A 25,773-nucleotide genomic window follows, 5' to 3' on the forward strand; every position below is an offset into this window, starting at 1 on the left:
TTATATCCCCGTGAAAAAACGCAGCGCCATTTCGGGAGGTAGCGGTCTGTCGAGCACCACCTGAAAAATCAGATAGATCAGCAGCGAGAAAGTGATTGCCGTTACCACCAACCACTTGCCTTTGCGATAGCCGAGGAGCATTCCACTCAGAGGCACGAACAACAGGAACGTAGTGGCGAATCCCAGCCTGGGGGCAGCGACGATCATGACGATGGAGGTCGCCAGTAGGATGAAAAATCTTTTGACGTGACCTGGTGCGGGTCGTATTGAATCGCCACCGTCGTGACGTAGGGTAAGCGCAGATCTCACGCCCCATATCACCAGCAGGAGGGTCAGAAGTCCCATCACGGCGACGGGCAAATAGGCGGAATCTCGTGTGAAACCCAGCGCATGGATAAGCCCGAAGACGCTGATTACCGTGCCAGCGAGTGCCACTCCCGTCTCTACCACTGCCTGACGCATCATCGCGCTCCTCTCAAATGCGACGGAAAAAGCGGCGAGCCAGCCAGCGACCGGCTCGCTCGTCCTATCACTCACTCCAGGGAGATTCATCCCAAAGCGCCTGAAAACGTGCCTGCAGGTCCTGAAGTGTTTGCTGGTAGATGGTCGGATCCTGATAGTCGAGTGGTAACGACTGCTGCGCGGCCGCCTTCTGGAAGTCTTCGTTGTTCATGGCCGCTTCGACGGCACTGGAGAGCTTCTGAACGATCGCATCCGGGACCCCGGCAGGAACGGCGATGCCACGGTTTGAGCCAATAGTCAGCTCGTAACCGGCTTCGGCGGTCGTCGGCACGTCGGGCAACTCCTTCGAACGCTGACTTGCGGCCTGCGCTAGCATCTTGATTCGCCCGGCTTTCACATCCGCCGCCGCTTCACCAATGTTGAATATCCCCATGTCGATGTGCCCGCCCATCAATGCCTGACGTACGTCGGCAGCACCGGGAAAGGGCACGTGGGTCATCTCGATTCCCGCCAGGCGCTGCAGCGCCAGCGCGGCCAGGTGATCGTCCGAGCCGACCCCGGTCGTGCCGTAGGTGATCTCGCCGGGGTGCTCCTTCGCGTAGGCGACCAGATCCTTGAGCGAGGCGAACTCGCTATCCGGCCCCACGTTGAAGCCATCGGGGTCGTCGACGACGCTGGCCACCGGCTGGAAATCAGAAAGTTCGTAACGCGTGTCGCGTTCGATCGGAATGGTCAGCACGTTGGGCGTATTGATGAAGCCGATGGTGTAACCGTCAGGCTCGGCATTGGCAAGTGCCGTGAAGCCGACCTCACCACCGGCGCCGGGACGGTTGATGACGGTGATATCGGTGCCCAATTCCTTCTCGATATAGGGGACCAGTGTTCGCGCTGCGATATCCGTACCGCCTCCAGCGGAATAGCCGATGATCATCTGCACGGCGCGCTCGGGATAATCGGCCATGGCCGACAACGGCATCAACATGATGGCGGCCATCGCAACGGTTCTTGTCTTCATGCCAGGCTTCATGGACCTCTCCTTTCTCGCCGCCATCGCCTCGACGGACGTATTGGCTTGGCGACCTGTACTCAGATGGATGTCGAAAACGACTGATATCGCTCGACTCTCAATTATTGTTCTAATAAAAAACAAAATCATCGAATCATAGGTGCCTCATTGGCTCAAGCAGCGATTTCCATCATTGCTGCCGTAGATCGATAAAAACAACCAAATCCTTGATTAATAAATAATTTATTTTAACTTATACTTTTGTCTCGCATGAGAAAAGCGAAGATTTGATAGACACGCGATTAATATTGTTTTTTTATTGTTCGCGATGCTTTTCTGCGCCGGCCAGACCTTACGCATCGGACGATCTCCTCATTAGAGAAGGAACAAAGAATGACCTCACAGACCGTCATGGACACGCTGAAGATCTTGGGCAGTGCAACGATTCACGAAGCTCAGGGCCAGCGTGGCGCCATGGATTCCGGCATCAAGCCGCTGGATCCAACGCTGAGAATGGCCGGCAGGGCACTGACCGTGGACTGCTCGCCCGGCGACAATCTGCTGATTCACTACGCCATCTCCAAGGCAAGACCGGGTGACGTGCTGGTCGTCGATGCCAAGGGCTTCACCGAAGGAGGGCCATGGGGGGATATTCTGACGCTAGCGGCTACGCTGGCGGGCATCCGCGGCCTGATCATCGACGGCATGGTGCGTGACACCGACACCATCATCGAATCCCAGTTCCCGGTGTTCTGCCGCGGGCTCTCGATCAAGGGAACGCACAAGCATCAATCGGGCAGGGTCAACGAAACGATCCAGTGCGGCGGCGTGGCGATACGTGCCGGCGACATCGTGGTCGGCGATCGGGATGGCGTAGTGGTAGTGGCGGCCGAGGAGCTCGATGACGTCATCAGGGCCTCCCAGGCGCGCGAAGAGAAGGAAGAGGCATTTCGCCGCGAACTGGAGCAGGGGGCCAGCACGCTCGATCTACTGAATCTACGCGGCACCCTCGATCGCCTGGGTTTGAAGTAGAGCCTGGCGAGTCAATGACCGGCGCGTCGCGGGATGAGGGTATCGCGCGAAGACCCAATCCCCTTGATCGCCGGCCCCGCGAGACTGACTGATGGAACGCTCGATGCCGATCTCAATCCGCACCCTTCTCGCTGACGCCCGATCGGCGGTAACCCGTCGCCGGCTGGCCCGTATTCACAATTTGCACGACTTTGAGGCGGCGGCTCGTCGATACCTGCCCCACTCCGTTTTTTCCTACATCGCCAATGCCGCAGAAGATGGTCAATCGTCCAGAGCCAACCGGCATGCCTTTGGCGATTATGGCTTCATGCCACGCGTGCTGGTGGATGTCTCCCAAGTGAGCCAGGCCACGATCCTCTTCGACCTGCCGGTGTCCTCACCATTCGGTATCGCGCCGATGGGACTCGGCGCACTGTGGGCCTACCGGGCCGATATCGTCCTCGCTGATGCCTCAGCATCGGCGGGCATCCCGATGATCATGAGCGGCTCATCGCTGATTCGCATGGAAACCCTCGCCGACCGGGGAGACGCGACCTGGTTCCAGGCCTATCTACCGGCCGGGCGCGAGGCCATTCGGTCGCTGGTGGCGCGCGTCCAGGCAGCGGGGTTCACCACGCTGGTGATTACCCTGGACACGCCGGTTGCCACGAACCCGGACAACAACCGCCGAGCCGGTTTCTCCTCCCCCATGAAGCCGTCGGTCAGACTTGCCTGGGATGGCATTTCACATCCCGGATGGCTGTTCAACACGTTCCTGAGAACGCTCCATCACCACGGGATGCCGCACTTCGAGAACAACTACGCTTCCCGCGGAGCCCCCATTTTCTCCCCCCACGTCAACCGAGACATTTCCGACCGTGGCCATTTGAACTGGGACGACCTGGCATTCATTCGCGACATCTGGCCGGGCCGGCTGGTGCTCAAGAGTGTCCTGCATCCCACCGATGCGAAAAGAGCCCAGGCGCTCGGGGTCGACGCGCTCATCGTTTCCAACCACGGCGGTCGCCAGCTGGATGGCGCGGTCTCGCCGTTGTATGCGCTGGCCGACATCATCGCGGCAGTGGGAGACCTGCCGGTCATGATCGATAGCGGATTCCGTCGCGGCACGGACGTGCTGAAAGCCCTGGCTCTCGGGGCGCGCTTCGTGTTTATCGGGCGACCGTTCGCCTATGCCGCCGCCGTCGGCGGCGAGCCGGGCGTCGCGCACGCCATCGAGCTCATGACAGCCGAGATCCGGCGAGACATGGCACTACTGGGCATCACCCGACTAGATCAGTTGCGCCGGGATCACCTGGTCGCGCTGACCTCGATGGCGGAGCGCTGCTTGTCGAATGACAGCGACCCAGGTCGTCACGACAGCCTGGAGCATCCGTTATGTCGAGATCATCACACCGACCGAGAGAATCATCGTCAGGAAGCGAGGACCGAAAATTGAATCATCAACACAGTGCGTCGACACCGCTAGAGACAACGTCGCGGCAACGGTCTCTCAACAAGTCGGTCTTCCGACTCGATGTCTGGTACGACGAATCGATGCAGGCTATTTACAAGACCCGACCCGATATCACGCTGACCACGCTTCCCGTCACCAGCCGCCTCGACGACTGTGCAGAGGTGCTGCAGGCGGCACACGCCTACCAGATATCTTCGGCCAAGGATGAAACGCCTCCGATCTGGTTCGCCAACGAGGCCCTGCTCGCCAGAGCGCCCAATCTTCTTTGCGTCTCCACGTCGGGGTCCGGCTATGACACGGTCGATATCGAGGCCTGCACCCGTGCCGGCGTCCTTGTGATGAATCAAGCCGGCGCCAACGCCCAATCGGTGGCCGAACATACCTTGGGCATGATGCTGGGAGTCAACAAGCGACTCGCGGAGAATGACCACCGCCTGAGGCAGGGCGGCACGTTCTCCCGCGAGGATCTCATGGGACGCGAGCTCCAAGGCAAGACAGTCGGATTAGTGGGCATCGGCCATATCGGAAAGCGCGTCGCCGCGCTGGCCAAAGCGTTCGGCATGGACGTGATCGCCTATGATCCGCTCCTGGATGCGGACACGGTTCGAGAGAGAGGAGCTCGGCCGGTGGCCCTATCGGCGCTGCTGGCCGAGTCGGATATCGTATCGCTGCACTGCCCGAGGAAGACCGACACGCTTGGGATGTTTGACGCTTCCGCCTTCGCTGCCATGAAACCTGGCGCTCTCTTCGTTACCACGGCACGCGGCGGAATTCACTCGGAAGCGGCGCTGGCCGACGCACTTCGTAGCGGGCACCTCGGTGGGGCAGGTATCGATGTCTGGGACGTTGAACCCCCACCCCTGGATCATCCATTGCTGGCCATGCCCAACGTGATGGCGACGTATCACACCGCCGGCGTCACGCACGAGGCACGGCGCAATATTGCGACCTGGGCAACACGGCAACTGATCGAAACGCTGGATGGTGAATTCCTGCCACGCTTGCTCAATCCCGAAGCCTGGCCAATTTATGCTGGGCGTTACTATGCGATCTTCGGAAAATATCCAACAAAGGCTTCTCGATAAAGCACGAAAGCCTTGGCTTCTTTTCAAGACCGCCGGCCTAGCATGTTCGTGCAATCGAGAGACCAAATCGATTGGTATCGCATCCTGGTGGTTTGATTTCGAGCGCTGGACTTGGAAATGATGACACGCCTTGACCCGGCCAGCGCCGGACTGACGCTATCCGAGTGCTATCGCCGACCGCCTGCTGGCGACGGGCGACTCGTGTCGCAGCCAGGTCAAGCGACTCTCGGCGCAGACCTTGCCTCACCCGCTGCAGCCGCTGTTGTATCAACTAACGAGGCAGCAATAACAGATTGCGTATCGTTGCGGGGAGCATCGAATTTCTTGGGTCGCATCTAAGCTTGGCTTCATTCAATGAGGCATATAAAGTCTATTTAGTGATGCTTTATCTACGATAAGAATTCTTTTTTAGAATAAAGCCTTCAGCCCTAGATCCAAGGATTCCCGCATGATCACCTTCAAGCAGCTCGACGCGATCTACTGGGTCAATGAGTTGGGCAGTTTCGAGGCGGCAGCCAACAAGCTGCACACCACGCAGTCGGCGATTTCCAAGCGCATCCAAGAGCTCGAGGATGCGTTCGGCGTGGCGCTGTTCGACCGCAGCCGGCGGTCCGCGCGCCTGACCGACAAGGGTCTTGAACTATTGACGCTGGGTAGAGATTTGCTGGAGCGGCGCGATCATCTGCTCGAGCGGATCAGCGATGAGTCGGTGATCCAAAGCCACTTTCGCATCGGCGTGACCGAACTCACCGGTCTGACCTGGTTGCCACAGCTGATCGAAAGCATTCGCAAGCGCTTTCCCCGGCTCAATATCGAACCGTCGATCGGCCTTAGCAGTGACCTGTTCGGAAAGCTGGAGCAGGACAAACTGGATATGGTGGTCGTCCCTGACGTGTTCTCGGATACGCGATTCGTCTCTCAGCCGCTGCAAAACGTGGAGAACGTCTGGATGGCGGCTCACGGAACAGTCGCTGAGGGTCGCGAATTGACGCTTCAGGAGATCGGCGAATTTACGGTGCTCACTCAAGGCAGCCACTCCGGCACCGGTTTGATCTACGAGCGCTGGTTCTCGCAACATGGCACGCGAATGCGCAATTCTTTGGTGAGCGATTACCTGTTGGCTCAGGTTGGCCTGACGCTGGCAGGGGTAGGTATCAGCTACCTACCCCGTCAATGCCTTCAGTTTCTGGTAAACCGGCGGTTGCTACAGGTACTGAATACCACGCCCGGGTTGCCCCGCGTTCAATACTGCGCGCTTTACCGCAGCGATCGTCAGTCAGGTTTGAGCGCGTCGATCTGTGAGCTAGCAAAGGAGACTTGCCAATTCAGCCAACTCTATTTCGATCGCCACTGACCCCGCCATGTCGATCGGAAATCTCAAGTCTTGCTATCGATGGGTGAAGGAGCCGGCGCCGATGCCTGGATCGTATCCAGCAGGCGCTCACTCTTCGCCACCAACAATGCGCCAATCACATCCCCGGAGACGTTGAGCGTGGTATGTCCCATGTCGACGATGCGATAGATGCCGGCAATCACGCCGACGAGTTCGAACGGCAGGTTCATCAGCTGCAGTATCAGCGTGCCCATGACGATACCGCCACCGGGAATGCCCGGCGCCGCCATCGAGAGGATGGTGCCGATGAAAATCACGTTCACCATCTGCGACAGGCTCAACGGCAGGTCGTAGAAGCCCGCGGCGAACACCACCAACACCGAGAGATAAGCAGCGGCCCCCATCAAATTGATCGTGGCCCCCAGCGGCAGCATGAACGAGCACAGCCATTTCGGTACGCCAAGATCCTGATTGGTGACCTTCATCGTCACCGGCAGCGTGGCGTTGCTGCTGGTGGTCGACAGGGTCATTAGCCAGATCGGCACCATCTTGCGGACGAAGCGCGAGTAGGAGATTCGTGTGAACAGCACCAGCAGGATCGATGCCAGGGTCCAGATCGCCAGCAAAGAAGCGTAGTCCGCCAGCACGAACTTGCCGATCTGACCGAAGATATCGATGCCGTAGTTGGCGACCGCGTACGCCATCAGCGCGAAGATACCGAGCGGAGAGACGGCCATGACCATGTCGAGGATACGAAACGAGACCGCCGCACCCTCGTCGAATAGCTCACGCAGCCTGGCGGCACGCTCGCCCAGCATGACCATGGCGACACCAACCAGAATGGTGAACACGATCAACTGGATGACATTGCCACTGGCCATGGCCTCGACGGGATTGCTGGGAATCATCTGAAGCAGAAACTGGCCGATATCCAAACCGTTCGCCGCTGCATTCACTGGCGCACTAGCGTCGAGATCGAGCCCCTGTCCGGGCTGAATGATGGAAGCCACGGTCAGTCCGATCATCCCGGCAATGACTGTCATCACCGTGTAGACCAACAGCGTCTTGCCACCCACTCGCTTGAGCTGCTGGACATCGCCCATGTTGGCGATGCCGCCGGCCACCGAGAAGAAGATGATTGGCACGATGAGCATCTTGATGCCACTGATGAAGGCATCACCCAGCGGCTTGATCGCCAAGGAGAAATTCTGAAAAAGTAAACCGCAGGCAATACCCAGCACGAAGCCGATGAAAATTCGCACGGGCAAGCCCCGAGCGCCTCGGATAGTGATCGTCATGAGAACCTCGTTGTCGTCATTGTGAATTGTTAGATGGTTGCCATCAGGGTGCCGCCCGTATCAGCGCAACGCACGGCATGCTTCGCCGAGCCGTCGACACCCCTCTTGAATCGCGGCCTCACCGATAGCGAAGGAGAGCCGGACATAGGGGGACAGCCCGTAGGCCTTGCCGCTGACCCCCGCCACCCCGACCGATTCGAGCCAATAGAGCACCACGTCATCGTCACTCCGGAGTCGCTGCCCGGTCGGCGTCTCGCGACCGATCAGACCACCGACATCGAGATAGACGTAGAAGGCGCCATCCGGGGCGAAACTACTCACACCGATCACCGACTGAAGCCCCTCCAACATCAGCCGTCGACGCTCGGTATAACGAGCGGCCATCTCGCGCACCGGTGCCTGGTCACCAGAGAAGGCCGCCACCGCGGCAGCCTGGCTGAGTGAACTCGGGCAGGTCGTCGTCTGCGAGATCAGCTTGACGATCCCCCGCACCAGATCGCTCGGCCCGGCACCGAAACCGATGCGCCATCCCGTCATGGCATAGCCCTTGGAGGCGCCATTGACGATCAGCGTGCGCGCCTTGAGGTCCGGTGCGACGTTGATCAGGGAAAGATGGCAGGCCGGCGCATAGACGAAGTGCTCGTAGATCTCGTCGGAGATCACGCCCACATGGGGGTTCTCGCGAAGCACAGCCGCCAGGGCATCGAGTTCAGCCGCGGTATAGACCGCACCGGTGGGATTGGACGGCGTATTGAGCACCAGCCAACGTGTCTTGCGGGTAATCGCGCAGGCCAAGGCCTTCGCCGTAAGTTTGAAACCACAGGTGGCATCGCAGATGACGATGCGCGGCACGCCCTCATTGAGCGCGACGAGGTCGGGATAGGAGACCCAATACGGCGCCGGCACGATCACCTCGTCGCCGGGATTCAGCGTTGCCGCCAAAGCGTGATAGAGGATTGGCTTGCCACCGGCACCGATTACGATCTCGTCGCGGGTGTAGTCGAGCCCGTTGTCACGTGCGAGCTTGTCGGCGACTGCCTGGCGAAGCGTCGGCGTGCCCGCTGACGGCGTATAGTGGGTATCGCCCGCTTTCAGTGCCGCGATCGCCGCCTCGGCAATATGCGCCGGCGTATCGAAATCGGGCTCACCGATGGTGAAGTTGATGATATCCCTGCCCTGGGCGCGCAGTTCGGTGACGCGGGCATTGGCTTCGACGCTGGGTGACGGCTGAATGCGCGCAAGGCGATCGGCAAACGGTTGGCTCATGCGGACTCCCTGCCGTACTCGAGCCCCTGCGCCGACAGCACTGCATCGAGCCAGCTTTGATGATGCGCACCAGTGGCGATTTCCTCCATGATGCCAGCTTCCTTCTGATCGCTGGCATGGGCCGCAGCGATCAGCGACTCAGCCTCCGACTGAGGGAAGGTGACCAGCCCATCCGCGTCGCCGACGACGATGTCGCCCGGATTGACCACCTGACCGCCAACCGAAACCGGCACGTTGAGCGCGCCGGGGCCGTGCTTGTAAGGGCCGCGATGCACGGAACCCCGGGCGTAACACGGCAGGCTGTCGCCCGCGAACGCCTCGACGTCGCGAATGGCGCCGTCCACCACGAAACCCGCGCAACCGCGCTGCTGGGCATATTGCTTGATCAGATCACCGATCAAGGCATTGTCGAGGTGCCCCCCACCTTCTAGCACCAGGACATGCCCGGGGCGGATCAGCGTCAGTGCCTGGTAGATATAGAGATTATCGCCGGGGCGGCACTTGACCGTGAACGCGGTGCCGACCAGTTTGGTGCCATCGTGGTAGGGCGTTAGCCCCCGGATGCCGCTCAACCGATCGAGGTTGTCACTGAGATGCGGCGTGACGATGCTCTGAAGCGCCTCGATAAGCTCAGGATCGGCCAGCGTGGGAACGGTAGGAACGTGGGGGGAAAGACTCATGTCGGACTCCGGGCTTGCGGTTTCGATCACGGTAAGCGACGGCTATAAACTCAAAAAAGCGATATTTTTGTATCTTTAGACATTCTTTTTAAGAATCTTTTGCCGTGCGCTATCACGCAAACAGATTGATGAACAGCGTGATGACCAGCGGGTTGAAGATGTTGATGAACACCACGGTGATGATCGGTAGCACGAACCACGCCCGAGGCGCAGGCCCCCGGTCCTCGATGACCGCGGACATGTTCGCCAAGGCGTTGGGCGTCTGGCCCAGCCCCACGCCACAATGCCCAGCCGCCATCACGGCCGCGTCGTAGTCTCTCCCCATGCACCGAAAGGTAACGACATAGGCATAAAGCGCCATGACCGTCATCTGCGCCAGGAGAATGAGCACCATGGGCAGCGCCAGCCCAATCAGCGCCGCGATGTTGAGACTCATGAGCGTGATCGAGAGAAAGAGATTGAGCGAAATGTCCCCTATCACATCGATCTCGGGCATGCGCAGCGAGAACCGGCCTGCATCGGCAAGATTACGCACCAGCGCGCCGCCAAACAGGCAGCCGACGTAATAGGGGAATTGGATTCCCGTCAGGTTGAGCAGCCAGGAGATCACGGTACCGATGGCGGCGGCGATCAGAATGACCAGGGTCGACCGGAACAACCCGCTACCGGTCAACGGAGTCGACGCTTCTGTCGACTGAACGTCATGACTCTCTTTTCCCGCCGGCCGCAGGCCATGCCGATCGATCAGGCGTTTGGCAACGGGGCCACCGATGAGACTGCCCATCAGTAACCCGAAGGTGGCCGCCGCGATGCCGATCGTCGTCGCGCCAGCTGCGCCAGCCGCTTCCAGTGTCGGCCCGAATGCTGCGCCCGAACCGACGCCACCGGACATCGAGATGGAACCCATGGCGATGCCCAGCAACTCATTGATGCCCAGCAATCGGCTCAAGCCCACGCCGACGAGGTTCTGAATCACCAGAAAAGCCACCGCGATGACAGCAAGCAGCGCACCCTGCCGGCCACTGGAGCGAATCAACGCGGCGCTGACCGTGAAACCGACACAAGTAAAGAACAGGTTCATGAAGAAGTTCTGCAGGATCTTGTCGAAGTGCACCTCGACCCCGAATCCCTGGGATGTCCCGAACAAAAGCAGGCTGACGACGAGCCCGCCGATGACCGGTGCCGGAATGAAAAAGCGTCGAAGCACCGCCACCCGATGCTTGATCGACATACCAAAGAAATAGACCACCGCCGCGATACCCGCGGTCTGGATAATATCCAACGAGACCACCATTGCCGCCCTCCTCTCGATTTGCCATCAACACGGCGACAGGGAGCAAGCCGTGCAATCGGGCGCATTATCAGAGAAGGCGCGATACAGCGATATTGAACTTAGGTATTTGTTTTTAAAGCATTTATTAAATTACCAACCTGTCAGGTTACTGCAATTGTCCCGTCCTTACCGGGACTTATATTCGTGTAAATAGATGCCCTTAATCGATGATCGACGCGTCTACTTAATCGAACTATGTGATGACGACCGCCACTTACCTCATTCATCTTTCGGTACGGAATTATTCTGTTCGCCTTAGGGCGCCAAGCAAATGAGCAGCGCAAGCGGAGTCATCTTATGAGGTTGTCCAATGCAGTGAGTGCTTCACCACCAAATGCCGTAGCCAGAGGGGTAACAACTCGAGGGCAGTCACTCAAAACTCACCCAAATACAATCACATCACTTTGATATTTATGGATTTTATTTCCCATCCTGTACTTAGATTCAGGGCTTGGAGTAGCGTCCAGCGAAACGCAGGGAACTAAAAGTGAGGGAGAGCCGTGCATGGCAGCTCTCCCTCGCTTTTAATGATATGACTTTTGGTCACATCGGCTTACTGACTTGCTAACTATCCGGCCAAACTCAAACCTTACCCTCATACTGCGCGTCTTCTACCTTCTCCATCCAGGTCACTGGAGAACCATCAATCGACTCTTGGATGGCGATGTGCGTCATCGCGACTTCGGGTGCAGCACCGTGCCAGTGCTTTTCGCCAGCCGGAAACCAGACGGTGTCCCCCGGACGAATCTCCTCGATCGGCCCACCTTCTCGCTGGACTCGCCCAAATCCAGCCGTCACGATCAGCGTCTGACCGGCTGGATGAGTGTGCCAAGCGGTCCGTGCACCGGGCTCAAAAGTCACCGCGGCGCCGCTGGTACGGCCTGGCTCTTCCGCCGTAAAGAGCGGGTCGATTCGAACCGTACCGGTGAAGTAATCTTCAGGGCCCGGGGTTGAAGCTTGGCTACCAACTCGATTGATCTTCATCAAAAGCTCCTGATTTCTAGGTAACAGTGGAATAACTTCTGACATCTTAGCAGTTCACCCAGCGGTCATGATGACGTACACGAGGCAGGAGATATGAAAAGGAATCATAAATGCTCAAGAAAAACATGACGGGGCTCGTCGCTTTTGCCACTGTCGCGAAAGCGGGGACGTTCACCAAAGCAGCAGCTCAGCTTGGCGTATCACAATCCGCGCTGAGTCACACCGTCAAAGACCTCGAGGAAAGGCTGGGAGTGAAGGTCCTGGCCCGCACCACTCGACAGGTCGCTCCTACACCGGAAGGGCAACGATTGCTGGACCGGATTGGGCCAATGCTGGAGGAAATCGAGCACGAGTTGTGGTCCATGGTGGACACCCAGAGCAATCCCACCGGAGACTTCCGCATTACCGCTGCCGACCACTCGGCGGAGTCTCTGCTATGGCCAAAACTCCGCCCGATGCTCAAGCAATATCCCAACATCCGCGTCGAGATCCATACGGATTACCAACTCATCGATATCGTAAAGTCCCAGTTCGATGCCGGGGTCAGATTGGGCGAGCAGGTGAGCGAGGGCATGATTGCGGTGAAAATCGGGCCAGATTTTTCGATGAGAGCAGTCGCCTCCCCAGCGTACCTAAGCAGAAAAGGATGTCCCGAAACACCCCAAGAACTGACTCGACACGACTGTATCAATCTACGCTTTCCGACCCACGGCGGCCTCTACGCCTGGGAGTTCGAGAAGGATGGGCGAGAAATCAAGGTAAAAGTTTCGGGACAGCTTACCTTCAACAGCATCAATCCGATCATTCAGGCTGCTATTGACGGGCATGGCATTGGCTACGTTCCCGAGGATACGGTTACGAAAGCGATCGCCAATGGCGAACTCGTGTCCATATTGGAAGAATGGTCTCCTCCCTTCCCGGGATACTATCTCTACTACCCTCATCGACGCTTGAGCTCCCCCGCCTTTTCCATTCTGGTAAACGCCTTGAGTATCGAATAGCTGCCATATCGTGGTGCTCGTCATCACGCTATCGACCTTCCTTATTGTCATTTTTGATGCGATGAAATTAGCCGTCTCGGAGGTGGCTAGTCGAACCCGGCGTCGAATTCATGATTTAAACTCATGATTGTTATTTTAAGCTTTTCATGGTTGTACTTCGCAACCTATGCAAGAGTTCCTATGGCAGATTATTTTACCTAATTTCATTTTGATGTCTTTTTCAATACTCACTGGCCAGCTCCTTTAAAACCAACGACATAGAGGTCTAATCCATGAATGCCAAGCAACTATTAATTGCAACCGGTCTCTTACTGGTAGCCAGCGTTTCTCATGCGCAGAGCCTGGAGATTACCCATAGCGAAGATCGACCAACCGTATTAGGGAGCAGCACCGAATTCTTCACTGGAGAGTCCGTGATCAATCCGCTCTTCGACGCCACTGAACATACCCGTGCCACTGCGGCCGAGGTAACGTTTCTGCCCAAATCACGTTCGAACTGGCATACCCATCCCGCCGGGCAAATGCTAGTCGTGACATCCGGCAAGGGCTGGGTACAGGCGGAAGGCGAAGACAAGCAGGTCATGCAGGCGGGTGACGTCATATGGACACCACCCGGGGTCAAGCACTGGCACGGCGCAACATCCGACAAGTCGGTTTCTCACATCGCCATTCAGGAGCAGGTTGATGGTGCCAATGTGAACTGGATGGAGCCTGTCACAGATGAGCAGTACGACGACTAGCTGATGGACATTCGGTAAAGAACACTGGCAAGTGGCGTAAATCCCACGCGCCTAATTTTTCATTTTCCATTCATGATTGAATCGTTAAAGGAACTTGGGTATGCCTTCGAAGGGTCTTTTGATATTGCCACTCGTCAGTCTGCTTTCGGCGTGTAGCAGCCTTCAGGAATCAGAAAAAAAAGTAGATTATGCGCAGGCCCCTTCCGCCGCTGAGATGCAACGGGTTTCGCCCGCCTTCGCGCACTACACCAACGATGTTGTCATCGGCGACCTATGGCAACGTCCCGGCCTGACGCCGCGCGACCGCAGCCTGATAACGATCACGACTTTGATTACCCAGCAACAGGCGGTCGAACTGCCTTACCACTTCGGCCGTGCACTGGACAACGGCGTGACCCCGGAAGAGCTTTCGGAGATCATCACACACCTGGCGTTTTATACCGGCTGGGGCCATAGCACAGCCGCAGCGGCCATCTTGAGCGACGTATTCAAGGAGCGCGGCATCGACAACTCAGATCTACCTGCCGTGCCAGCCAATCCGTTGCCGATCGACAGGGAATCGGAGCGGAACCGAGAGCGGTTGGTCGAAGACAATTTCGGAGTGGTATCCCCCGGCGTCGTCGACTACACCACCAACGTACTTTTCCGCGATCTATGGATACGTCCGGGACTGGCACCGCGAGACCGCAGCCTGGTCACGGTCAGCGCGCTGGTGGCAGCGGGTCAAGCGGAACAGGTGACTTTCCATCTGAATCGCGCCATGGATAGCGGCCTGACCCAGGCAGAGGCTCAAGAAACACTGACGCAACTCGCCTTCTATGCAGGTTGGCCCCGAGTGTTCTCGGCGATGCCGGTGTTCAAATCCGTGTTCGAGTCCCGCGGACTTGAAAGCTGACAATCGTCTTGTGCTTGAAGCTGGAAACAGCCGTATCGTCGATGTTGTTTGCTCGTCGTCGGCTAGCATGACTACCTTATAACCCCCTTACGGCGGACCATTACATGAACAGCAAAGCACTTGGAATTCTAAGCCTGACGACCACGCTGGCATGTGGTTTCAGCGGCGTTGCAACCGCGCAGAGCGATGCGGAAGCCGAAGCTTATCAGAACATCTCAAAACCATTGTCGCCCGGCGATGGTGTCACTGCGGATGATGCCAGTGGCGAGGAATTCAGCGGTAGCAGCCAGGCCAGTGCTGAGTCATTGGGCAACGTAAAGAACGAAACCGACGAGCCCACCGAAGTCGAGAACTCGGAATCCCTCGACCAGCTAAGCGCGGACGGTCATAGCGATGCCGCAGCGGACGCTATTGAAAATCAGTGAGGTCATTGATCGATTTGAGGACGATACCCCGCTATCTAGCGGAGTATCGTATTTTTAACACGGTCATGGCCAGCACTAGACAGCGGGGGATGCAGCACACCGCAATTTTGCATGCAGCCATTAAAAATCTGTGCGGCTATCGAAAAAACTCAATCACCATTACGTCATGTCAAAACGATTCACAAGATAAGATAAAGCGCGATGTGAAAACAATAAAAGACAGAAATAAATGGAAAAAATGCTCTACGCCGCTTGCATCATAATTGTGAAAACTTCTGAAACCTATAAAAAGACGCCCCGCAAATGTACAGCAGGGGCGTCGATCGGGTTATAGCTGCTGAGCCGTAGGACGGAAAATGATCTCGTTGACATCGACATCTTCCGGCTGCTCGATGACAAACGCGGCCATTCGAGCGTAGCTGTCGGCGGGTATGCCGACTTGGCCGACATACTCCTGGTTGGCGGCCTGCACGTCCTTATCGGAAATGTGATCAAGCAACTCGGTTTTCACCGCCCCTGGTGAGAGAATGGTGGTGCGGATATTGTAGTCCTTGACCTCTTGACGGAAGCCCTCGCTGATAGCGATTACCGCGTGTTTGGTACCTGAATAGACGGCCGATGCGGGAAATATCAGATGACCGGCGACCGATGACGTATTGATGATATGACCGCTTTTCTGCGCTTTCATGTGCGGCAGGGCTGCCGCGATACCGTAGAGTACACCTTTGATATTGACGTCGATCATGGTGTCCCATTCGTCGATCTTGAGCTTCTCGATCGGTGAGAGCGGCATGACACCGGCATTGTTGATCAGAACGTCGATGCGCCCATGCGCTTCGATGGCGACGTTGACCAGTGCTTCCAGATCCTGGGCACGAGTCACATCGATTGCTTTTGCATGAGCCTCGCCGCCCGCATCTCTGATCTCACTGACCAGGGCTTCCAATCGATCGGCACGACGCGCGCCTAGTACGACCTTGGCACCCCTGCTTGCCAGATGACGTGCGGTAGCCTCGCCCATGCCGCTGGAGGCACCGGTAATGACAATGACTTTTCCTTCGATATTGCTAGCCATGAAGCTGTATCTCCGAGGTTATTGCGACTTACGCTCTGTCTGAAAAATGCCTGTGCTCGCCCATACGGCGTTAAAAATTGACTGGTGCGCCAGCCCGATCAAAATGCTCATTTGCACCTCGTAAACTCCGCTTTTTCGTCAATTTTTGCCTAGTCTGGCCATCGCTCGCCGATTTTTCAGACAGAGCTTAGATAGTTCGATTATCAACAATAGATGTAGTAGCAAAAATTAGTCACTACAATCTCCTGTTAGCTATCTTGAGGAAATCTCATATATACCCTAACGTTTTACCGGTATATTTCAGACACATTGTATTTGACCGCATTGATGACAGCGTTGCCTCACTCTCCTGGCGGCTCTAATGGCAATTCTACTCGCGCATACCATCTAGCATCGCGGTGGAAAACTTCGATGCCGCCGCAGCAGCATCTTCAGTTTAGAAGGATTTCTTACCGTGCCCCTCGTTCAGCCGGGAAAGGCCTGACGCCGGTTCAACCCCACGATACTGAATGACACCAGCAACATGAGCAGCGAGAAAATTTCCAATGCACCGACATTGCCAAGGCTAAGAAGCCCTCCGCCGATCGCACCGCCCGCAAAGATACCGAGGTTGTATATCGTCGTCAGCATGGCGGTCGCGAGTTCGGCGGACTTGCCGGATACCCGACCAACGGCCGACTGAAATACCGTGGGCATGGCGCCGAATGATGCCCCCCAAAGCAGCACGGCAACACTGGCGATAAGCCATTGCGGCCCCGTCATCAGCAACACCATCATGATGCCGCCGCATGTCAGGGCTGAAAGCGCGAGACGCCGCTGCCAAACGTCGACCAGCCTCCCCGCCAACAAGACACCCAATAGCGCTCCGCCTCCAAACAAGAGCAGCCCACGAGCGACCCCACCAGGCAGCTGCAGAGCTTCGGTCAGTGGCGCCATGTACGTGTAGAGTGTGTAGTGGGCGAGAATGGTGAACAGGGTTGCGCCAAGAATCGGTATTAAGCCGGGAAGGCGCAGTACCTCCATGACCGACCCCTGCTCACGTTTGGCATCGCCCTCGACCGGCGGGACGACGATCATGACCCATGCAATCAGTATCAGAGCCAGCACCGAAAGTATGCCGAAGGAAAAACGCCAGCCAAGGGCTTCTCCCAGTGCCGTGCCGATCGGTAGTCCAGCGACCATCGCCACGGTGCTGCCACCCAGCGTAATCGCCACGGCGCGTCCCATTTGGCCTGGGTCGACCAGTCGAATGGCATAGCCGCAGATGACAGGCCAGATAACCCCCGCAGCCAATCCGGCCAGTACGCGAGAGGCCATTGTCAGCCAATAAGAGGTCGAAAAAGCCGTGACCGCGTTGGCGGCAGCGAAAGACAGCACCAAGATGATATAGAGCATTCGCCGCGGCAATCGACGCGTCACGGCAACGATGGGAATGGCTGCAGCGGCAGAAGCCAGCGCATAGATCGAGACCAGCATCCCAACCTGCGCCGAGGAGACCCCTAGCGCTTCGGTCATCGGCGGCATGAGTGCCGCTGGCATGGTTTCGGTCAGTATGGTGAGAAACGCTGTCGTCGATAGCGCGATGAGGCCCATTATCGGAAGCGGGTTACGTGCGGCGCCGGACATCCATTCTCCTTGCTTTTCAGATAACACTAATCGACCGACCAGTGGAGGATATTCCCGCACCAGGAACTCAATGCGCCCACTGTCCTACCGGAACTTCTGGCCTGTCACACTTATCATTTCAAGGCTATTCGCAAATTATTTTCCGAGGCCGGGAATATAACGTAGCGCCAGATTCAATACGGACCAGAGTTCAAGGTTTCGGAAACTCGATCAGCACATCGCCACTACCCAACGCTTGGGCAAGTCCTTTCGCATCATCTACCTGTCCCAGTCGGGTGTAGGAATATGTAGAATCGAAAGTTTTATAGAAAACCACCAGCGTCTTCGATCCATAGAGCATGACATCTCCTTCGCGGATCGTGCCGGGGCGACTCGCATTCGTCGGCAAAGCGCGCGGCAGTTCGGCGTGCTTTTCATTTCGGTTCAAGTCACCCATCTCGATCGAGAGAGGAAGCATCTCTGCAAATTCCTTGGCCGCTGCCGTATCGGCCAGCGAGATCGAAAAACGTCGATCGTTGACTGTCATCTGCACGATAGAGCCCTCTTTTCGGTCTAATTTTGGCAAATCGGGAGTGATCCCCTCTGCGCGAACTGAACCCACAGAGCAGACAACCAGCATGAGTGCGGCGCAAAAGCCATAGATCGCGCCACTGGCGAGCCAAGGCAGCGATGGCGTGCTGCTGATGATCGACACTTTTCGACTACGATCCATGGAGTTCTCCTTGAGTGATATGCCCTGACATCAGGCGCGGGGCGTGAGCCCGGCGCCCGCCGAAAACGATCCAGCGTGATGACCAAGAGAAAATTCTTGCGCGAGACAAAATCGCCTCATGCTATCGTCATCATCAGTCAGGCCGTTTGGCCACCGTCCACGGTGAAAGCCGCGCCTACCGTGAATCCTGCCGACTCCGAGCACAGCCACAACACAGTCGCTGCGATCTCTTCTGGACGACCCAAGCGACCGATAGGCTCCTGGGAAACCGCCCCGGCATATCCTTCATCCGTTCCGCCCGTGACGCGGGCAATCATCGCCGTATCGATGATACCGGGGCATACCGCATTGATTCTCACGCCTTGGTCCGCATAATCGAGTGCTGCAGACTTGGTCAACCCGATGATCCCGAACTTGGATGCACAGTAGTCAGCGTGCGCCGGGAAACCGGTAACGCCCGCGCCGGAGGAGACATTGACGATGGCGCCGCTACCTTGCTTCAGCATGTGCGGTATCTGATGTTTCATGCAGTAAAAAATGCCGTGAAGATTGATCGCGACATTTTTCTCAAACGTCTCACTGGATAGTTCCAGCAGTGGCACACCAGTGGGTTCGACTCCCGCATTGTTGTAGGCGTAATCAAGCCGTCCAAAAGACTCGACGGTTTTCTCGACTGCCGCCTCGACTTGCTCTTCTTTCGAGACATCACAGAGGATCGCTAATGCCTTTCCCCCTGACTTCTCGATCATGGCCACGGTTTCCGCCGTATTGTCATGGGAGCGTCCAACCACCGCGACGCTGGCGCCAGCCTCAGCAAAGGCAAGGGCCGTGGCCCGACCAAGACCGTCGCCACCACCCGTGATGAAAGCGACCTTACCGGTGTAATCGAATTGCGGATTCATTGGCTTGCTCCTCCTTGAGTAAAACGCATTCCATGCATGAGTATCTCGTCTATTGGCTCTCTTGGTACCGCTTGAAGGGAGCCTAAAATACTTCCGATGACGCTTACGACGCCAAATTGATCGATCCCCACATTAAGCAGGCTTCAGCAACTTGCGTCCGGAGCCGATCAGAAGCAGGGCGATCGCAGAAAGCGCCGCACTGCCCACGAAAGTTCCCGTAATCCCCAGGTGATCCAGCAGCACGCCACCAAAGGCGGCACCGACCAGAATGGCGCCCTGGATGGCTGCGACGATCAGGCTGCCCGCCGCTTCCGGCGCGTCATCCATGTTCTGTGAAACCCAGGACATCCAGCCCACTGACATGGCCGTATTCATCGCTCCCCACACGCCAAGCAGCATGGCGACGATCAACACGATATGGCCGAATCCCAGCAGCGCCAGTGTCACCAATCCCATGACCGTGGGTAATATCTTCAGCAGAAGGATCACCCTTCCGTTGGCGAGCTTGCCGCCGAGCCACGTGCCCATGAAACCTGCACAACCCAAGACCAGAAACATCAGCGACAGCATGCCCACGTCAAGCGATGTGAAGGTCTCGAGAAAGGGTCGCAGATAGGTGAACATCGAAAACGCGCCGGCGAACGTGAAGATGACCGCCACGATCCCTCTGGCAAAGTAGGGACGTTTGAGAACCGAGAGCAAAGATTTGAGGGACTGGCGGCTTGATGAGGGCAGCGATGGCAACGCAAACCAGTGCCATAGGAGATTGATGGCAACGATGGGCACCAGTGCCCAGAACACGCCACGCCATCCGATGAGCCCCCCCAGGTAACTACCTATAGGTGCTGCGAATGCCGCAGCCGTCGCCTGCCCCGTATACATGACCGCCAACGCTTTCGAGACTTTTTCAGCCGGCACCAGTCGCATGATCACCGCTGTCGCAAGCGCCCAGAAACCGCCAATGCAGACACCCAGTAGCGCGCGGGCGGCCATGAGAACCGTGAAATTGGGCGCGGTCGCGATCAGCACGAGTGAAGCAAGCATGCACGCGGTCATCGCCATCAAGACCCATTTGCGGTTGAGCTTACCGACCAGCGTCGTGATGAGCAGACTCGCAGCGACGGCGAAGAAGCCGCTGACCGAAATCGCCTGACCGGTTTGCCCCGCCGTGGCATCCAGGCTTTCGGCAATCGGCGTCAACAGACTGACTGGCATAAATTCTGAAGCGATCAACATGGCAACGCTCAGCGTCATGGAGAGCACCGCTCCCCATGAGTTTGCTGTCGGCGAGCCATTTGCCGTGGAAGTTTTTTGAACCATGTTTATCACTGTCGAAGGTCGAGGCGGCACAGCTTTACGAAGGCCACGATTTATGAAGAACATCAATCAATCAGCTCACTAGCCAATCTGTAGAGCTGACGATAAGCTCGCCGTCATCTCGAGAGAATCCACCGGTCGAACATGAGTTAATCGAGAATTGGTGCGCTATGCGAGATACTTGAGGGATGGATTCTAGGTGATAGTCAGAGTTACGCAACGCGAAGCCAATGATACCTATCATGAGGTGTATTCATTGATTGCTCGCATTCCGAAAGCCTAAGGTTACACTGGCCTTTTATCAGGAAGTGTCGCTTCCGGGGGCATCATGCAGAGAGAAGAGCTGGGAGACATGGCAGTCTTCGTCACAGTTGCCGAAGAGATGAATTTCACGCGCGCCGCCGTTCGCTTGGGCGTATCCCAATCCGCTGTCAGCCACACCATACGCCGTCTCGAAGCGTCGGTAGGCTTCAAGCTACTTAATCGCACCTCACGGCGCGTTGGCCTGACCGATGCGGGAGAAAAACTGCTGGCTGCCCTGCGCCCTAGCCTGACTCAGATCGAAACGCGCATAGAAGAGTTGAGATTGATGGATGACTCGCCCAAGGGGCGAGTTCGTCTCACCGCCAGCAAGCCAGCCGCGCGGTGGATACTGATGCCAGTGCTATCCCCTCTGGTGCGTGACTATCCTGATATCGAAATCGAGATAAACCTCGATAGCCGACTCAATGATATCGACGAGGACCGCTTCGACGCCGGAATTCGCCTAGGAGAATTTGTCGCTCCGAACATGATTGCCGTTCCCGTCAGCCCTCCGCTAAGACTAGCGGCTGTCGCCACGCCGGCTTACTTGCAATCCCGGGGCACGCCGCAGCATCCTGACGATCTCGAGCAACATGACTGCCTGACTATCCGCTTCAGACCCGACGGCTCGGTCTACCACTGGGAATTCGAGAAAGACGGCCAGCAGCTGGTGAAACGGGTTACGGGCCCTTTTATTTTCAGCGAAAGCGATCTCGCCATCGAGGCTGCTCGGGCGGGGCACGGCATTGCCTTCGTCCTCGAGGCTGAGGTAGTGGAGCATCTCGCCAGGGGAGACTTGGTTCGCCTTCTCGCTGACTGGTGCCCCCCGTTTGATGGATATCACCTGTTTTATTCGGATCGCCGCCAAGTCAGCTCTGCGCTGCGTCTCATTATTGATCGCCTAAAATCTCATCGCGACACCATTACCCTCCCGCTGGACTCCGCCTCTTGAGAGAAGACTGAAAGGCGCCTGCCTTGGCAGGCGCCTTTGCACGTTGCCAAGCGTCCAAGGACATTGTCCCGAATCAAACTTCTGGCAATTGGTCGATCATACGGTCCAGCGTCAGCGGATACTGACGCACCCGTATGCCCGTGGCGTTATAGGCCGCGTTGGCGATCGCTGCCGCCACACCGCAAAGCCCCAACTCGCCAACGCCTTTCGACTTGAGCGGCGTGGCCACGTTGTCGAGCGTATCGAGGAAAATGACTTCCTGATGCGGTATGTCGGCATGGACCGCGACCTCGTAACTGGCCAGATCGTGATTGGCGAAGAAGCCGTGCTCTAGATCGACCGCAAGCTCTTCCGACAATGCACCACCCGTGCCCATCACCATGCCTCCGATCACCTGACTGCGCGCGGTGATCGGGTTGAGGATCCGCCCGGCATCGCAGACGGCGAGCATACGACGCACGCGCGTCTCGCCGGTGGCGACATGAACGCCAACCTCGACGAAGTGCGCGCCGAAGGTGGCCATCAGGTAATCCTTGGACTGGAACTCGCCGAAGTTCATCGAATCCTCGGCGCTGAACTCGCCGGCGATCTCGGAAAGCGGCGTCACCTCTCCGTTGCCGATTACGTTGCCATCGCGGAATTCGGGATTCTGCAAGCCAAGTCGCTCACCAATCTTTTCGCGCAGCGCGACGCAGGCGGCATACACGCCAGCCGTAGAACTGGAGGCACCGAACTGACCACCGGAGCCAGAGGAAACCGGCCAGGCGCTATTGCCCAACCGCACCTCGACTCGACCCATCGGCAAGCCCATCGTCTCCGCGGCGGTCTGCGTCAGGATGGTGTAAGAGCCGGTACCGATATCCGTCATATCCGTTTCGATCACCAGCCTGCCGTTGGAAAGCGTCGCCCTGGCGCCGGATTTCAAGTTCAAATGCCCGCGATAGGCGCCTGCCACGCCATGGCCAATCAACCACATACCTTCACGACGACCGCCCGGCGTGGTGTTGCGATCCGACCAGCCGAAGCGATTGGCGCCCTCGCGCAGACACTCGACATAGTGGCGCTCGGAAAACGGGATCGCCGGATCGCTGGGGTTGACCTGGGTATCGTTGCGGATGCGGAACTCGACAGGATCCATCCCGAGCTTCTCCGCCATCTCGTCCATCGCAATCTCCAGCGCCATCAGGCCGGAGGTCTCCCCTGGCGCCCGCATGTCGGAGGCCTCGGGCAAGTGCATCTCGACCAGGTGATGGATTACGCGGCGATTCGCAGCCGCATAGAAGAATGGCGTCTGCGCGGTGGCGTTTTCGCCGCGGCCGCCCGGCAGCGTGTGAGAGGCCGCTTCGTGATCGATGGCGGTGAGCTTGCCATCCGCATCGGCCGCCAGCCGGATTCGCTGAATGGTCGCGGATCGGTGCGTGGTGTTGTTGATCATGAACGGACGCGGCAGCGCCATCTTGACCGGTGCACCGACGGCGCGCGAACCGATCGCCGCCAGTACGGCATCAGCGCGTAGCCAGAGCTTGCCGCCGAAGCCACCACCGATGAAAGGGCTCTCGACGCGGATGCGATCCGGATCGATGCCGAAATTGGTCGCCAGCGCCTGGCGATTCCACTCGATCATCTGGCTCGAGGTCCAGACGGTCATCTGGTCACCGTCGGACCAGTCGACGATGGAGGCATGCGGTTCCATCATCGCGTGTGTATGAGACGGCGTATGGTATATCTCGTCGAGGGTAACGGCCGCACTCTGGAACGCCGCATCGACGTCACCCACCAGGGTCGACGGCTCGCCCGTGCCCCTGACTCGCTCCCATCCCGCCTCCAGATCGACATCGACCTTGTCACGGTCGTAACTGACCTCTAGCAGCGCAGCGGCGGCCCTCGCCTGCTCGAAACTCTCCGCGACAACGACAGCAATCGCCTGCTGATAGTGTTCGACAACGTCACCGCCGAACAAGCGAGCGACGTTATAGTCCCAGATACCGAGCGGTTCGATTTCCAGTGTAGTGACAACGCCGCGCACGCCCGGCGCACTGCGCGCTGCGCTTGCATCGATACCCGTGATCCGGCCCTTGGCGATCGCCGCGCCCACCGGATAGCCGTAAAGTTGTCCCGCCACGACATCATGTCGCTCGTAAGCGTAAGGCGCCTTTCCGGTCACCTTGAGCACACCGTCCACGCGGGCGTGAGGCTTGCCGACGACGGTGGCGCGATCGAAGAGGTTCTGATCTGCCGGTTGATTGAAGTCCATGGATTACCCCTCGGCCAGCATGGCGGCGAGCGTACGCTCGGCCAGTGTGATCTTGAACGCGTTCTCTTCCGTCGGGGTGGCGCCATCCAGCAGACGCGACATCACCGCGTTCGCCCCGTCGGGCAGCGCGGCTTCCGCCTGGGGTCGGCGCCACGGTTCCGGGGCGACACCGCCCAGCGCCACGCGTCCCGTGCCATCCTCACGCTCGATCAACGCCACGGACACCAGCGCGAAAGCATAGGAGGCCCGGTCGCGCACCTTGTGGTACGACTGGCGGCCGCCAATCGGCGGTGGCAAGGTCACCGCCGTGATGATCTCGCCCGGCATCAGGGCTGTCTCGATCTCGGGCGTGTCCCCCGGCAGCCGGTAGAATTCGTCCAGCGGGATCGTCCGGGAAGCCCCGGAAGGCGTCGTCGTTTCCACCTCGGCATCCAGCACGCGAAGGGCGACCGCCATGTCGGAGGGATGCGTCGCGATACAGGTATCCGAGGTGCCGATAATGCCGAGCTGACGCGAGAACGCGCCCTTGCCCAACGCGGCACAGCCCGCACCCGGCACGCGCTTGTTGCAGGGCATGGCGGTATCGTAGAAGTACGGACAGCGAGTGCGCTGCAACAGGTTCCCGGCGGTGGTCGCCTTGTTGCGTAACTGCCCCGAAGCACCGGCCATCAACGCGCGGGTCAGCACGCCGTAGTCGCGACGTACTGTCGCGTCGGCAGCCAGATCGGTGTTGGTCACCATCGCACCGATGCGCAATCCGCCGCCCGCGGTGGATGAAATCCGGTCAAGGCCGGTCGCGCTGACATCGATCAGGTGCACCGGCGTCTCGATCTCCAGCTTCATCAAGTCGAGCAGGTTGGTGCCGCCAGCGATAAACTTGGCGCCGGGAACTTCTGCAGCGCGGGCGGCGGCCTGAGCAGGCTCGCTTGCACGCTCGAAAGAAAACGCTCTCATACCTGTGCCCCCGACGCCTGATGGATCGCTTCGAGGATGTTGGCATAGGCACCGCAGCGGCAGATGTTGCCGGACATGCGCTCGCGTATCTCCTCGTCGGACGCCTCGATAGTCGCGGTCAGATCCCGGGTGACGTGACTTGGCACATTGTCTCGAATTTCCTGGAGCACCGCCTTGGCCGAGCAGATCTGCCCGGGCGTGCAGTAACCGCACTGGAAGCCGTCATGATCGACGAAAGCCTGCTGCATGGGGTCTAGCTGCTGAGGCGTGCCCAGGCCCTCGATAGTGGTCACCTCGTCCCCTTCGTGCATCACCGCAAGGCTCAGACAGGAATTGATGCGCTCACCGTTGACCGACACCGTACAGGCACCGCATTGACCGTGATCGCACCCTTTCTTCGTGCCGGTCAAATGCAGATGCTCGCGCAGCGCATCGAGGAGAGTCGTACGATTATCGATCGCCAATCCGCGCGCCTCGCCGTTGACGACGAGCGTAACGGTGGAATTGTCCGGCCCCACGAGAGACGTTGGTTGCGCGTTGGCACGCCAGGGGATATTGGCTGCGACGATGGCGCTGGCCGAACCAACCAGGAACGTTCGCCGACGCATTTCGAATCGGATGGGAGGGCTCATCAGGTAGTCCTCATCAGCATAAGGGTCACGGTCAAATACGTTAATATCTAATC

General features: G+C 58.1%; 24 protein-coding genes. 9 read left to right on the plus strand and 15 right to left on the minus strand.

All coding sequences use genetic code 11. From position 1 onward, the window contains the following. Together BTW07_RS06665 and BTW07_RS06670 are read right to left on the minus strand one after the other, a co-directional pair. Positions 1-465 carry a tripartite tricarboxylate transporter TctB family protein gene (locus BTW07_RS06665; RefSeq protein WP_158025867.1) on the minus strand — a complete coding sequence of 155 codons (465 nt, stop codon included), beginning with the start codon at positions 463-465 and terminating at the stop codon, positions 1-3. A gap of 64 nt (positions 466-529) precedes the next feature. Beyond that, positions 530-1,489 carry a tripartite tricarboxylate transporter substrate binding protein gene (locus BTW07_RS06670; protein ID WP_075569391.1) on the minus strand — a complete coding sequence of 320 codons (960 nt, stop codon included), beginning with the start codon at positions 1,487-1,489 and terminating at the stop codon, positions 530-532. Between the two features lie 372 nt (positions 1,490-1,861). Here BTW07_RS06670 and BTW07_RS06675 point away from each other — a divergent pair, with 372 nt between their 5' ends. From BTW07_RS06675 to BTW07_RS06690, 4 genes are all read left to right on the plus strand, one after another. Then, on the plus strand, positions 1,862-2,500 hold the full coding sequence (locus BTW07_RS06675; protein WP_075569392.1) for a 4-carboxy-4-hydroxy-2-oxoadipate aldolase/oxaloacetate decarboxylase: 639 nt from the start codon (positions 1,862-1,864) through the stop codon (positions 2,498-2,500). A gap of 103 nt (positions 2,501-2,603) precedes the next feature. Beyond that, the gene (locus BTW07_RS06680) at positions 2,604-3,935 is read left to right on the plus strand and encodes an alpha-hydroxy acid oxidase (RefSeq protein WP_110661647.1); all 1,332 of its coding nucleotides are present in this window, start codon (positions 2,604-2,606) and stop codon (positions 3,933-3,935) included. Further along, the gene (locus BTW07_RS06685) at positions 3,932-5,038 is read left to right on the plus strand and encodes a hydroxyacid dehydrogenase (protein ID WP_244158319.1); all 1,107 of its coding nucleotides are present in this window, start codon (positions 3,932-3,934) and stop codon (positions 5,036-5,038) included. Before BTW07_RS06680 ends, BTW07_RS06685 begins: the two co-directional genes overlap by 4 nt. 448 nt (positions 5,039-5,486) lie before the next feature. Next, a complete protein-coding gene (locus BTW07_RS06690; protein WP_075569395.1) occupies positions 5,487-6,392 on the plus strand; it encodes a LysR family transcriptional regulator in 906 nt (301 codons plus the stop codon). A gap of 23 nt (positions 6,393-6,415) precedes the next feature. Here BTW07_RS06690 and BTW07_RS06695 read toward each other — a convergent pair whose 3' ends face one another. From BTW07_RS06695 to BTW07_RS06715, 5 genes are all read right to left on the minus strand, one after another. Continuing rightward, positions 6,416-7,669, minus strand: coding sequence for a dicarboxylate/amino acid:cation symporter (locus BTW07_RS06695; RefSeq protein WP_075569396.1), 1,254 nt, complete (start codon positions 7,667-7,669; stop codon positions 6,416-6,418). A 60-nt stretch (positions 7,670-7,729) separates the two neighbouring features. Further along, entirely contained in the window at positions 7,730-8,935 is a 1,206-nt protein-coding gene (locus BTW07_RS06700; protein WP_075569397.1) for a pyridoxal phosphate-dependent aminotransferase, read from the minus strand. Continuing rightward, positions 8,932-9,615: an RraA family protein gene (locus BTW07_RS06705; protein WP_075569398.1), complete on the minus strand. Its 684-nt coding sequence runs from the start codon at positions 9,613-9,615 to the stop codon at positions 8,932-8,934. The genes BTW07_RS06700 and BTW07_RS06705 overlap by 4 nt, the downstream gene beginning before the upstream one ends. 112 nt (positions 9,616-9,727) lie before the next feature. Continuing rightward, on the minus strand, positions 9,728-10,909 hold the full coding sequence (gene gltS, locus BTW07_RS06710; protein ID WP_075569399.1) for a sodium/glutamate symporter: 1,182 nt from the start codon (positions 10,907-10,909) through the stop codon (positions 9,728-9,730). Between the two features lie 621 nt (positions 10,910-11,530). Beyond that, the gene (locus tag BTW07_RS06715) at positions 11,531-11,932 is read right to left on the minus strand and encodes a (R)-mandelonitrile lyase (RefSeq protein WP_075569400.1); all 402 of its coding nucleotides are present in this window, start codon (positions 11,930-11,932) and stop codon (positions 11,531-11,533) included. A gap of 110 nt (positions 11,933-12,042) precedes the next feature. Between BTW07_RS06715 and BTW07_RS06720 the strand changes: the two genes are divergently transcribed. From BTW07_RS06720 to BTW07_RS06735, 4 genes are all read left to right on the plus strand, one after another. Beyond that, positions 12,043-12,933, plus strand: a complete 891-nt coding sequence (locus BTW07_RS06720; RefSeq protein ID WP_075569401.1) for a LysR family transcriptional regulator — start codon at positions 12,043-12,045, stop codon at positions 12,931-12,933. 272 nt (positions 12,934-13,205) lie between these two features. Continuing rightward, entirely contained in the window at positions 13,206-13,673 is a 468-nt protein-coding gene (locus BTW07_RS06725; protein WP_075569402.1) for a (R)-mandelonitrile lyase, read from the plus strand. Positions 13,674-13,773: 100 nt separating this feature from the next. After that, positions 13,774-14,568, plus strand: coding sequence for a carboxymuconolactone decarboxylase family protein (locus BTW07_RS06730; RefSeq protein ID WP_075569403.1), 795 nt, complete (start codon positions 13,774-13,776; stop codon positions 14,566-14,568). Positions 14,569-14,672: 104 nt separating this feature from the next. After that, on the plus strand, positions 14,673-14,993 hold the full coding sequence (locus tag BTW07_RS06735; protein WP_075569404.1) for a hypothetical protein: 321 nt from the start codon (positions 14,673-14,675) through the stop codon (positions 14,991-14,993). 328 nt (positions 14,994-15,321) lie between these two features. Here BTW07_RS06735 and BTW07_RS06740 read toward each other — a convergent pair whose 3' ends face one another. From BTW07_RS06740 to BTW07_RS19595, 5 genes are all read right to left on the minus strand, one after another. Further along, positions 15,322-16,068, minus strand: coding sequence for an SDR family oxidoreductase (locus tag BTW07_RS06740; protein ID WP_075569405.1), 747 nt, complete (start codon positions 16,066-16,068; stop codon positions 15,322-15,324). A 465-nt stretch (positions 16,069-16,533) separates the two neighbouring features. Continuing rightward, positions 16,534-17,694 carry an MFS transporter gene (locus tag BTW07_RS06745; protein ID WP_075569406.1) on the minus strand — a complete coding sequence of 387 codons (1,161 nt, stop codon included), beginning with the start codon at positions 17,692-17,694 and terminating at the stop codon, positions 16,534-16,536. 190 nt (positions 17,695-17,884) lie between these two features. Next, positions 17,885-18,406: a cyclophilin-like fold protein gene (locus BTW07_RS06750; RefSeq protein ID WP_208605378.1), complete on the minus strand. Its 522-nt coding sequence runs from the start codon at positions 18,404-18,406 to the stop codon at positions 17,885-17,887. 137 nt (positions 18,407-18,543) lie between these two features. Further along, positions 18,544-19,308, minus strand: coding sequence for a glucose 1-dehydrogenase (locus tag BTW07_RS19590; RefSeq protein ID WP_075569407.1), 765 nt, complete (start codon positions 19,306-19,308; stop codon positions 18,544-18,546). 132 nt (positions 19,309-19,440) lie between these two features. Further along, positions 19,441-20,562, minus strand: coding sequence for an MFS transporter (locus BTW07_RS19595; RefSeq protein ID WP_208605379.1), 1,122 nt, complete (start codon positions 20,560-20,562; stop codon positions 19,441-19,443). Positions 20,563-20,977: 415 nt separating this feature from the next. Here BTW07_RS19595 and BTW07_RS06765 point away from each other — a divergent pair, with 415 nt between their 5' ends. Then, positions 20,978-21,880 carry a LysR family transcriptional regulator gene (locus tag BTW07_RS06765; protein WP_244158320.1) on the plus strand — a complete coding sequence of 301 codons (903 nt, stop codon included), beginning with the start codon at positions 20,978-20,980 and terminating at the stop codon, positions 21,878-21,880. A 73-nt stretch (positions 21,881-21,953) separates the two neighbouring features. Here the strand turns inward: BTW07_RS06765 and paoC are convergent, their stop codons facing one another. The 3 genes from paoC to paoA are packed head-to-tail and all read right to left on the minus strand — an operon-like array spanning position 21,954 to position 25,720. Continuing rightward, a complete protein-coding gene (gene paoC, locus BTW07_RS06770; protein WP_075569410.1) occupies positions 21,954-24,134 on the minus strand; it encodes an aldehyde oxidoreductase molybdenum-binding subunit PaoC in 2,181 nt (726 codons plus the stop codon). 3 nt (positions 24,135-24,137) lie between these two features. After that, positions 24,138-25,088, minus strand: a complete 951-nt coding sequence (locus tag BTW07_RS06775; protein ID WP_075569411.1) for an FAD binding domain-containing protein — start codon at positions 25,086-25,088, stop codon at positions 24,138-24,140. Then, on the minus strand, positions 25,085-25,720 hold the full coding sequence (gene paoA / locus BTW07_RS06780) for an aldehyde dehydrogenase iron-sulfur subunit PaoA (protein ID WP_075569412.1): 636 nt from the start codon (positions 25,718-25,720) through the stop codon (positions 25,085-25,087). The genes BTW07_RS06775 and paoA overlap by 4 nt, the downstream gene beginning before the upstream one ends. Positions 25,721-25,773: the final 53 nt, after the last annotated feature.

Source organism: Salinicola socius (assembly GCF_001937195.1).
GTDB lineage: Bacteria > Pseudomonadota > Gammaproteobacteria > Pseudomonadales > Halomonadaceae > Salinicola > Salinicola socius.

Coding starts and splice junctions, on each gene's coding strand:
- BTW07_RS06665 (WP_158025867.1), bottom strand. CDS start 465: ATGATGCGTCAGGCAGTGGTAGAGACGGGAGTGGCACTCGCTGGCACG.
- BTW07_RS06695 (WP_075569396.1), bottom strand. CDS start 7,669: ATGACGATCACTATCCGAGGCGCTCGGGGCTTGCCCGTGCGAATTTTC.
- BTW07_RS06680 (WP_110661647.1), top strand. CDS start 2,604: ATGCCGATCTCAATCCGCACCCTTCTCGCTGACGCCCGATCGGCGGTA.
- BTW07_RS06705 (WP_075569398.1), bottom strand. CDS start 9,615: ATGAGTCTTTCCCCCCACGTTCCTACCGTTCCCACGCTGGCCGATCCT.
- BTW07_RS06730 (WP_075569403.1), top strand. CDS start 13,774: ATGCCTTCGAAGGGTCTTTTGATATTGCCACTCGTCAGTCTGCTTTCG.
- BTW07_RS06675 (WP_075569392.1), top strand. CDS start 1,862: ATGACCTCACAGACCGTCATGGACACGCTGAAGATCTTGGGCAGTGCA.
- BTW07_RS06725 (WP_075569402.1), top strand. CDS start 13,206: ATGAATGCCAAGCAACTATTAATTGCAACCGGTCTCTTACTGGTAGCC.
- BTW07_RS19595 (WP_208605379.1), bottom strand. CDS start 20,562: ATGACGCTGAGCGTTGCCATGTTGATCGCTTCAGAATTTATGCCAGTC.
- BTW07_RS06775 (WP_075569411.1), bottom strand. CDS start 25,088: ATGAGAGCGTTTTCTTTCGAGCGTGCAAGCGAGCCTGCTCAGGCCGCC.
- BTW07_RS06715 (WP_075569400.1), bottom strand. CDS start 11,932: ATGAAGATCAATCGAGTTGGTAGCCAAGCTTCAACCCCGGGCCCTGAA.
- BTW07_RS06750 (WP_208605378.1), bottom strand. CDS start 18,406: ATGGATCGTAGTCGAAAAGTGTCGATCATCAGCAGCACGCCATCGCTG.
- BTW07_RS06720 (WP_075569401.1), top strand. CDS start 12,043: ATGCTCAAGAAAAACATGACGGGGCTCGTCGCTTTTGCCACTGTCGCG.
- BTW07_RS19590 (WP_075569407.1), bottom strand. CDS start 19,308: ATGAATCCGCAATTCGATTACACCGGTAAGGTCGCTTTCATCACGGGT.
- BTW07_RS06735 (WP_075569404.1), top strand. CDS start 14,673: ATGAACAGCAAAGCACTTGGAATTCTAAGCCTGACGACCACGCTGGCA.
- paoA (WP_075569412.1), bottom strand. CDS start 25,720: ATGAGCCCTCCCATCCGATTCGAAATGCGTCGGCGAACGTTCCTGGTT.
- gltS (WP_075569399.1), bottom strand. CDS start 10,909: ATGGTGGTCTCGTTGGATATTATCCAGACCGCGGGTATCGCGGCGGTG.
- paoC (WP_075569410.1), bottom strand. CDS start 24,134: ATGGACTTCAATCAACCGGCAGATCAGAACCTCTTCGATCGCGCCACC.
- BTW07_RS06690 (WP_075569395.1), top strand. CDS start 5,487: ATGATCACCTTCAAGCAGCTCGACGCGATCTACTGGGTCAATGAGTTG.
- BTW07_RS06670 (WP_075569391.1), bottom strand. CDS start 1,489: ATGAAGCCTGGCATGAAGACAAGAACCGTTGCGATGGCCGCCATCATG.
- BTW07_RS06745 (WP_075569406.1), bottom strand. CDS start 17,694: ATGTCCGGCGCCGCACGTAACCCGCTTCCGATAATGGGCCTCATCGCG.
- BTW07_RS06765 (WP_244158320.1), top strand. CDS start 20,978: ATGGCAGTCTTCGTCACAGTTGCCGAAGAGATGAATTTCACGCGCGCC.
- BTW07_RS06700 (WP_075569397.1), bottom strand. CDS start 8,935: ATGAGCCAACCGTTTGCCGATCGCCTTGCGCGCATTCAGCCGTCACCC.
- BTW07_RS06740 (WP_075569405.1), bottom strand. CDS start 16,068: ATGGCTAGCAATATCGAAGGAAAAGTCATTGTCATTACCGGTGCCTCC.